This window comes from Pseudomonas sp. FW305-20 (assembly GCF_058788075.1).
This window is the reverse complement of sequence record NZ_JBYTAJ010000069.1, coordinates 1,703-3,322: the sequence shown is the minus strand read 5'-3', so window position 1 is coordinate 3,322 and position 1,620 is coordinate 1,703. Positions and strand designations below refer to the sequence as shown.

General features: G+C 50.0%; 1 rRNA gene (running past one end of the window). It reads left to right on the top strand.

Going from position 1 to position 1,620, the window contains the following annotated elements:
* Positions 1–124: 124 nt before the first annotated feature.
* A 23S ribosomal RNA gene (locus AC3WP4_RS28420) occupies positions 125–1,620 on the top strand (it continues 1,459 nt past the right edge of the window).

Below are 1,620 nucleotides of genomic sequence, written 5' to 3'. Positions count from 1 at the left end.
GGACGTTACTTTCACTGGTAACGGATCAGGCTAAGGTAAAATTTGTGAGTTGCTCTTTGGAGCAAGAATCGAATTTTCGGCGAATGTCGTCTTCACAGTATAACCAGATTGCTTGGGGTTATATGGTCAAGTGAAGAAGCGCATACGGTGGATGCCTTGGCAGTCAGAGGCGATGAAAGACGTGGTAGCCTGCGAAAAGCTTCGGGGAGTCGGCAAACAGACTTTGATCCGGAGATGTCTGAATGGGGGAACCCAGCCATCATAAGATGGTTATCTTAAGCTGAATACATAGGCTTAAGAGGCGAACCAGGGGAACTGAAACATCTAAGTACCCTGAGGAAAAGAAATCAACCGAGATTCCCTTAGTAGTGGCGAGCGAACGGGGACTAGCCCTTAAGTGGCTTTGAGATTAGCGGAACGTTCTGGAAAGTACGGCCATAGTGGGTGATAGCCCTGTACGCGAAAATCTCTTAGTCATGAAATCGAGTAGGACGGAGCACGAGAAACTTTGTCTGAATATGGGGGGACCATCCTCCAAGGCTAAATACTACTGACTGACCGATAGTGAACTAGTACCGTGAGGGAAAGGCGAAAAGAACCCCGGAGAGGGGAGTGAAATAGATCCTGAAACCGTATGCGTACAAGCAGTGGGAGCCCACTTTGTTGGGTGACTGCGTACCTTTTGTATAATGGGTCAGCGACTTATTTTCAGTGGCGAGCTTAACCGAATAGGGGAGGCGTAGCGAAAGCGAGTCTTAATAGGGCGTCTAGTCGCTGGGAATAGACCCGAAACCGGGCGATCTATCCATGGGCAGGTTGAAGGTTGGGTAACACTAACTGGAGGACCGAACCGACTACCGTTGAAAAGTTAGCGGATGACCTGTGGATCGGAGTGAAAGGCTAATCAAGCTCGGAGATAGCTGGTTCTCCTCGAAAGCTATTTAGGTAGCGCCTCATGTATCACTGTAGGGGGTAGAGCACTGTTTCGGCTAGGGGGTCATCCCGACTTACCAAACCGATGCAAACTCCGAATACCTACAAGTGCCGAGCATGGGAGACACACGGCGGGTGCTAACGTCCGTCGTGAAAAGGGAAACAACCCAGACCGTCAGCTAAGGTCCCAAAGTTATGGTTAAGTGGGAAACGATGTGGGAAGGCTTAGACAGCTAGGAGGTTGGCTTAGAAGCAGCCACCCTTTAAAGAAAGCGTAATAGCTCACTAGTCGAGTCGGCCTGCGCGGAAGATGTAACGGGGCTCAAACCATACACCGAAGCTACGGGTATCACTTAGGTGATGCGGTAGAGGAGCGTTCTGTAAGCCTGTGAAGGTGAGTTGAGAAGCTTGCTGGAGGTATCAGAAGTGCGAATGCTGACATGAGTAACGACAATGGGTGTGAAAAACACCCACGCCGAAAGACCAAGGTTTCCTGCGCAACGTTAATCGACGCAGGGTTAGTCGGTCCCTAAGGCGAGGCTGAAAAGCGTAGTCGATGGAAAACAGGTTAATATTCCTGTACTTCTGGTTATTGCGATGGAGGGACGGAGAAGGCTAGGCCAGCTTGGCGTTGGTTGTCCAAGTTTAAGGTGGTAGGCTGGAATCTTAGGTAAATCCGGGATTCTA